The sequence below is a fragment of the Lacinutrix sp. genome, assembly GCF_023299985.1.
Lineage (GTDB): Bacteria > Bacteroidota > Bacteroidia > Flavobacteriales > Flavobacteriaceae > Lacinutrix.
This window is the reverse complement of sequence record NZ_JALZVX010000186.1, coordinates 21,873-28,294: the sequence shown is the minus strand read 5'-3', so window position 1 is coordinate 28,294 and position 6,422 is coordinate 21,873. Positions and strand designations below refer to the sequence as shown.

General features: G+C 31.1%; 6 protein-coding genes. 2 read left to right on the top strand and 4 right to left on the bottom strand.

Annotation, left to right across the window (positions count from 1 at the left end):
• Nucleotides 1–73 precede the first annotated feature (73 nt).
• Nucleotides 74–433 carry a YraN family protein gene (locus Q0C58_RS10145; protein WP_290700916.1) on the top strand — a complete coding sequence of 120 codons (360 nt, stop codon included), beginning with the start codon at nt 74–76 and terminating at the stop codon, nt 431–433.
• A 25-nt stretch (nt 434–458) separates the two neighbouring features.
• Here Q0C58_RS10145 and Q0C58_RS10140 read toward each other — a convergent pair whose 3' ends face one another.
• Both Q0C58_RS10140 and Q0C58_RS10135 read right to left on the bottom strand, forming a co-directional pair.
• Nucleotides 459–1,034 carry a hypothetical protein gene (locus tag Q0C58_RS10140; RefSeq protein ID WP_290700913.1) on the bottom strand — a complete coding sequence of 192 codons (576 nt, stop codon included), beginning with the start codon at nt 1,032–1,034 and terminating at the stop codon, nt 459–461.
• A gap of 171 nt (nt 1,035–1,205) precedes the next feature.
• Nucleotides 1,206–1,706 carry a heavy metal-associated domain-containing protein gene (locus tag Q0C58_RS10135; protein ID WP_290700910.1) on the bottom strand — a complete coding sequence of 167 codons (501 nt, stop codon included), beginning with the start codon at nt 1,704–1,706 and terminating at the stop codon, nt 1,206–1,208.
• A gap of 182 nt (nt 1,707–1,888) precedes the next feature.
• On the opposite strand from Q0C58_RS10135, the gene Q0C58_RS10130 reads away from it, so the two are divergent.
• Nucleotides 1,889–2,767 carry an EamA family transporter gene (locus tag Q0C58_RS10130; RefSeq protein ID WP_290700907.1) on the top strand — a complete coding sequence of 293 codons (879 nt, stop codon included), beginning with the start codon at nt 1,889–1,891 and terminating at the stop codon, nt 2,765–2,767.
• A 44-nt stretch (nt 2,768–2,811) separates the two neighbouring features.
• Here the strand turns inward: Q0C58_RS10130 and Q0C58_RS10125 are convergent, their stop codons facing one another.
• A complete protein-coding gene (locus tag Q0C58_RS10125) occupies nt 2,812–4,881 on the bottom strand; it encodes an insulinase family protein (RefSeq protein ID WP_290700904.1) in 2,070 nt (689 codons plus the stop codon).
• A gap of 111 nt (nt 4,882–4,992) precedes the next feature.
• Nucleotides 4,993–6,315 (bottom strand): pitrilysin family protein, encoded by a 1,323-nt coding sequence (locus tag Q0C58_RS10120; RefSeq protein ID WP_290700902.1) that lies wholly within the window; start codon nt 6,313–6,315, stop codon nt 4,993–4,995.
• Between the last annotated feature and the right edge of the window lie 107 nt (nt 6,316–6,422).

Here is a 6,422-nt window from a genome sequence, read left to right as displayed (position 1 = left end):
CTTGTTCTGAATGACAGAAAATAATAAAATTAAATTTAGTTAGTAGGATGAGATTCCTGCCTGCGCAGGAATTATGGCAAAACACAACGAACTTGGTAAAAAAGGAGAGCAACTTGCGGTAGATTTTTTATTAAAAAAAGGCTATCACATTCTAGAACGAAACTATAGATTCCAGAAAGCCGAAGTAGATATTATTGCACAAATTAAAGAAACGCTGGCAATTGTAGAGGTTAAAACACGCTCGACTACAGATTTTGGCAATCCTCAAGATTTTGTAAAACCAAAACAAATTCAAAACTTAGTGAAAGCGGTAGATGAGTATGTAAACGTAAACGGATTAGATTTTGAAGTGCGTTTTGATATTGTTGCTATTGTAAAAGAAAATAATAAGTTTAAGATTGAGCATTTAGAAGATGCTTTTTATCATTTTTAGGGTTGTGCTGTTTTGTTAAATGTATTTAATTTTCCATTATGGTTTCCTCAATTTCTATCGGTTCTGGTGGTGGAATTAAATATTCATTTCGATAATCTTCCATTTCTTTAGGATACAATTCAAACATTATTCTTTGGTAGCGTTCAATATTAAATCCACGGTTTCTAAGTCCAGTTGTTCTTAATAAAATTGTGTCTTTTTCTTTTGGGTTAATTATTACGAAAAAAGGACTACTTATCTCTTTTTGATAATTAATATCGAAATCAGTCATCATTTTTTCCAAATTCAAAGAGTCGTTCTTTAATTCATAAACAACTTTATTAAAATGAACAGGTTCATCGTGCATAACACGTTTTTCTTTTAATTGAAGAAAAACGCTGTCATTTGATTTCGTGATTTGTAATTGGTCATATTCAATCCACATACACATTGATAAAACAACTCCGACATTCAGAGTGTCATTATTTTCCATTTCCGTTGCAAATTCAGAGTAGTCTTGAGCAACTTTAAATTTAGATTTTTTTGGTTCAGTTTTTTGTTCACAACCAAAAATTAGGCTTGCAAAAACTAAAATTAACAGACTGACCTTTTCGTTTCTCATAATTTTTTCCAACTCCTTATATCATCACATATATAGATGACATCCCGCAAATAAATCAGGTTATCGTCAGTTTTGTGTTGATGTTATTCCATAAAGGTATAACTCTTTTTTCCAAACAAAAAAGCTTCAACATTATGTTGAAGCTTTTTAAAAATTATAAGCTGTATAAGATTAAGCTTTTGCTTCTTTAGCGCAACACGCCTTTTTACAATCTTTAGCACAAGCCATTTTTTCTGCTTCGGTTTTATTTTTACAACAGTCTTTTTTACAATCTGCTGCACATGCTTTTTTAGAAAAAGCATCAACTGTTTTCATATCTTTAATCTTGTATGTGTCTGAAACTTTAGTTACAGTTCCTTCTAAACTTGCAGGTGTTACTTTAGCTTGGTCGTATTCTACCATTGCTAACTCACGTTCAAAATCTACAGTTGCAGATTTTACACCTTCCATTTTAGCCATTTTTTTCTCAATACTCTTTGCGCATCCCATTGCACATGTCATGCCTTCAATTTTAAATTCGGCTTTAGCATAGGTTGCATTTGGATCTAGTTCAGCTTTTGTTGCTTTAACTAAAGTGTCTATGGTTTTAACTTCTGGTTGTGTTTCGTTTTTACAGCTAAAAGCTGCAATTGTAATAATAGCGATTGCTAATATGTTTTTTAAATTTTTCATGTGTTTAATTTATTTTTTATTGATAGTATCTAGTTTACTATTAATTATTGTTCTAATTATTAATGGCTTACTTAGTGCGTATCAATTTTTGTTATTAAGTTATCAATTACAAAATTAACAATTATATCTATTTATTGCGTTAAAAATTTCATTTTTGCATTACTAATCAACATGTTTTATAAATGAAAGGATCTAAATGGACTTACTTAATTATTCTGTCTGTTATTTGGGGAACCAGTTTTATTCTTATTAAAAAGGGATTAGTTGGTTTAAACCCATACCAACTAGGTGCTTTACGTACAGTGTTAAGTGGTCTCTTTTTATTTTTGGCTGGCTTTAAAACAATAAAAACAATTAAAAAAACCGATTGGAAATGGATTATTATATCTGGTTTTTTGGGTTCTTTTATTCCAGCTTTCTTTTTTGCTATTGCCGAAACTGAAATTGATAGTGCAGTAGTATCTGTATTAAATTCTTTAGTGCCATTAAATACAGTTTTAATGGGATTGGCAATTTTTAAAATTACTTCTACTAAAAGACAGATTTTAGGAGTAGTTATTGGTTTTATTGGTACTGCTTTGTTAATTTTAAAAGGAGCAGAGCTTAACCCAAATAAAAACTACTTGTTTGCAGGTTTTATTATTGCTTCTACCTTAATGTATGCTGCTAATGTAAATATTATTAAAAGGTATTTACAAGATGTAAAACCATTAACTATTGCTGTTGGAAATTATGTGCCTATTGTAATTCCAGGTCTTATTGTTTTGTTTTTTACAGATTTTTTTACAGCGCAGCAGTTTAATAAACCAGACTTTGCAGTATCGGTTTTATACATTGCTATTTTATCTCTGTTTGGTACTGCTATGGCTAAGGTGTTGTTTTTTAAATTGGTACAAATTTCTACACCTGTTTTTGCGTCTTCTGTTACTTATATTATGCCAATTGTAGCATTAACTTGGGGATTACTAGATGGAGAATCTTTTAGTGTGATACAGGTTGTTGCTTCTGCAATAATATTGTTGGGTGTTTTTTTGGTAAATAAAAAGCAAAAAAAAACCTGAAGCCTTTCGACTTCAGATTTTTTAGATATTAAATAGTTTTATAGTTATTCGAAATCTGAAGCAGATACGCCACTATTAATTGTTACTTGTTTTAATTTAGAAATTACAGTTTGTCCCATTTGGCTTCCTACTTTAGTTTCAGGAAACTTAATACCTTCGTATTCTTTGTAATCTTTAAGAATAGCAGACTGTACTTGAGACTGTCCATTCATATTTATTGTTTGAACTTCTTTAACTTTTAGTCCAGTTTCTACGTCGTAAAACATAACATAAGTAACAGTTTCTCCAGGGATTTCAATTTTGTATGCCTCTTTATCTTCAATTTTTTCTGTGCCTGTAATTTTCGCTGTTGGCTCATTTAAAATATAATCTTCAACAAATAATCCAGCAATTTTAGAAAGATCTTTTCCCATAGTTCCTGGTAGTGGATTTTTAGCACCGCCACGTTTCATAAAAGCATCTTCTTTAGTTGCTACAATACTCATCATTGGAGCACCGTTCATAAATACATTTTGAGCTATTTTTCCATCTATTCTTTTTTCTTCACTTAAAATAGTGGATCCCATCGCGGTTCCTTCATATTTAATAATTAACGATTGTATTTTGTCTATTTTAGTTTTCCCGCCAATAGCATCAAAATATTTATTAATAACAGACTTTACATTTACACCTTCTGGAAGTACAACTTCAAGCTCTGGCTTTTCTGTAGCCGTTGCATACTTATCAAAATATTTAATTGGTAATCCTGTTTTTTCTAGGTTAGCAATTACTTCACTTCCTTTTCCAACAACAATTACTCTTGCATTTTGCTCAGTAAAATAAGTGTTAGCAATACGCTGTACATCGTCTGCAGTAACGGCATTAATTTTCGATAAGTACGTTTTGTAAAAGTCCTTAGGTAAATTGTTTAATTTAATGTTTAATGCATATCTCGCTATGGTTTGAGGTTGCTCTAAAGCTAATACAAAGTCACCAACGTATTTTGCTTTAGCGTTTTTTAAATCTTCAGCAGAAACTTTTTCAGTTTTAATTCTTTTAATTTCTTTTAAAGATTCTACAACAGCACTATCTGTAACGGTATTTCTAACCTGTGCTCCAGCTGTAAAACGAGAAGCGCCATAACGGTTAGATCCAACACTAGAACGTGCGCCATAAGTATAACCATTAGCTTCACGTAAATTCATGTTTAAGTAAGAGTTAAAACCACCACCTAAAATTTTATTTGCAATTAAAACTGCATGATAATCTGGATCACCCATTTTTAATTTTACATTACTAGTAATAGAAATGTTAGACTGTACAGCATTTGGCATGTCTATAAAGTTAATTTCTGTTGCGTTAACGTTTTTGTATGGTTGAGGAATATTTCTAGTGATATCAATTCCTTCATCCCATTTTTTGAAATATTTTTTTACTTGCTTTTCTACGGTTTTAAAATCTACATCACCAACAACTACTAAATAGGCGTTATTAGGATTGAAGTTTTTTTGGTAAAAAGCACGAACATTATCCAGTGTAATATTGTTTAAAGATGCTTCTGTAATAAACTCTCCGTAAGGATGTTTTTTACCATAAGATAATGCTCCTCCAACACGAGATGCAACTGCATCTACACTTTTTTCGTTAGATTTTAAACCTTCAATTGCTTTTTCTTTTTCTTTTTGAAATTCTTCTTCGGTTAATAAAGGATTCATTGCTGCATCTGCCATTAACTCTAAAATTCTTTCAGAATATTTGGTTAATGATGCACCAAATGCTCCACTAGATCCAAATCCTAAACGTGCTCCTAGAAAATCTATTTCTTCATTAAAAGAATCTTTAGAAATAGATGTTGTACCATTTCCTAACATAGCTCCAAGTATACCTGAAACACCTGCTACGTCCCCTTCTACTTGAGGCTGGTTATCTATAGTTAGAGAGTAAGAGACTCTTGGTAGTTTATGGTTTTCTACTACTAAGACTTTAAGTCCATTTCTAAGTTTAAATTCTCCAGGAACTTCCAATGTAATTGCTGGTGCTGGACCTGGTTTAGGTTGCACAGATCTGTCTATTTGAGCAGTAGCCGAAATAGATAGTAACAATAGTGCTATTAGTACTGTTATTTTTGTTTTCATTTGTATTTGTTATTTTTTAAAGCTATCAAATGGTATTTTCGTTTTAACATCTTGCTTTACTTTTAAAGTTAAGAATTGCGAAAAGTACATTTGCCTTTGTTATTTTATCTTTTACTTTTCTTCTTTAACTTCTGGTAAATACTCTAAAACCAATCTTTGATTTGGATTTAAGTATTTTTTAGCCGCTGCTTGTATTTCTTCTCTAGTAATAGATCTGTAAATATTAATTTCGTTATTAATTAAATTCACATCATCATATAACATATAATATCTAGCTAAAGAGTTTGCAATTCCAGAAACACTAGAATTAGAGTTAACAAAGTCGTTCTCAAATTTATTTTGAAGTTTTTGGTAATCTCTATCAGACATTAAAGTGTTTTGAGCTTTAACTAATTCTTCATCAATTCCAGCTAATAAATTGTCTAAAGAGTTGTCTCCTAATGGTAAAGCAAACAGAATATAAGTTCCGTAGTCTTCTTGACTTTGACTAAAAGCACCAACTTGTAATGCCATTTTCTTTTCATCTACCATCTTTTTGTAAAGCTTAGATGTTTTTCCATCACTTAAATAACTTGAAAGCATGTCTAAAACATAAGCATCTCTCTCTGTCATTGCTGGCGTTCTGTAAGCAGCCATTATTGCAGGAATTTGTATGTTAGAATCGTAAGCCTTTGCTTTAATAGTTTGTGTAATATCATCTTCTTTTGGGAAGTTTCTAACAATATCTTCTCCTCTTGGAATAGGTCCAAAGTAATCTTCAATCATTTTTTTTGTTGAAGCAACATCTATATCACCTGCAACTACTAAAACAGCGTTGTTAGGTACATAAAACTTTTTGTTAAAGGCTTGAAATTCTTCTAAAGATGCAGCATCTAAATGTGCCATTTTACCAATAGTAGTTCCTTTATAAGGGTGTTTTTTAAACATATTAAGTTTAACGTTTTCAATAAATTTACCGTAAGGTGAATTATCTACACGTAAACGTTTCTCTTCTTTTACAACTTCGTTTTGTGTGTCAACACCAATTTGATTAATAATTGGATGCATTAAACGTTCAGACTCCATCCATAACCCTAACTCTAAACTGTTAGATGGGAATACTTCAAAATAATATGTTCTATCGTCTGTTGTATTGGCATTATTGCTTCCTCCATTAGAAGTTACAATTTTAAACCATTCGCCACGGGCTATGTTTTCTGTTCCTTCAAATAAAAGGTGTTCGAAAAAGTGAGCCATACCTGTACGGTCTGGTTTTTCGTCTTTGGCACCTACATGATACATTACAGAGGTTGTTACTACTGGAGCAGTATTGTCTTGATGTAAAATAACGTGCATGCCGTTACTTAAATCATACTCTTCGAATTTAACTTCTTGAGCATTAGCTGCAAATCCTGCCATAAGCAAAGCTGCTAATGAGAATAAACTTTTTTTCATTGTTGTGATATTTACGTTAATTGAGATATAAGTCTATAACATACGGTATATGTTACAGACTAACAACAAAAATAATAATAGAAGAACATTTTATGTTATAAATGTTA

Excerpts from the sequence above, each read along its gene's own strand:
- Q0C58_RS10145 (WP_290700916.1), top strand. The coding sequence starts at position 74 with ATGGCAAAACACAACGAACTTGGTAAAAAAGGAGAGCAACTTGCGGTA.
- Q0C58_RS10140 (WP_290700913.1), bottom strand. The coding sequence starts at position 1,034 with ATGAGAAACGAAAAGGTCAGTCTGTTAATTTTAGTTTTTGCAAGCCTA.
- Q0C58_RS10135 (WP_290700910.1), bottom strand. The coding sequence starts at position 1,706 with ATGAAAAATTTAAAAAACATATTAGCAATCGCTATTATTACAATTGCA.
- Q0C58_RS10130 (WP_290700907.1), top strand. The coding sequence starts at position 1,889 with ATGAAAGGATCTAAATGGACTTACTTAATTATTCTGTCTGTTATTTGG.
- Q0C58_RS10125 (WP_290700904.1), bottom strand. The coding sequence starts at position 4,881 with ATGAAAACAAAAATAACAGTACTAATAGCACTATTGTTACTATCTATT.
- Q0C58_RS10120 (WP_290700902.1), bottom strand. The coding sequence starts at position 6,315 with ATGAAAAAAAGTTTATTCTCATTAGCAGCTTTGCTTATGGCAGGATTT.